Genomic DNA, 388 nt, shown 5'->3' on the forward strand with positions numbered 1-388 from the left:
GTCGCGCCTTCGTGCTACACGCCAGATGTGACGCAGCTCTCGGGCAACAGCGATCAATTCGTTCAGTTCGTGACGCTGTTCCGTAATTGGAATCCGTCGCAACGTCGTATCGCAACCGCACTGCTGCGCCAGAAGCGGAAAAAGTATGACCCGGGCCAGAAGTTTTACTTCTGCATTGGGGATCAGTACATCTCGAACTATCTGGTCGGCTATGTCGCGGGCTACACGTCCAAGGGGCAGCTGATTTTGATCGGGAGCCCGGATCGCCAAACCCGTGGCTCTTCGTTCACGATGTACATGCCTCCTGATTCGGTAGACAGTGGATCGCTTCTCCCGTTCTCGGAGTGGAAGAAAGTCCGGGCCTCGCTCCGCGAGCGTGGTCTGGTGT

Annotated in this window: 1 protein-coding gene; it reads left to right on the forward strand. The window is 57.0% G+C overall.

All coding sequences use genetic code 11. The features are described 5' to 3' along the window. Window positions 1-388 (forward strand): hypothetical protein (locus AC1RPW_RS08065; protein ID WP_481769454.1); only part of this gene is annotated, 388 nt, incomplete at both ends.

The sequence above is a fragment of the Dellaglioa sp. CoH-55-MRSF-8 genome (assembly GCF_056782195.1).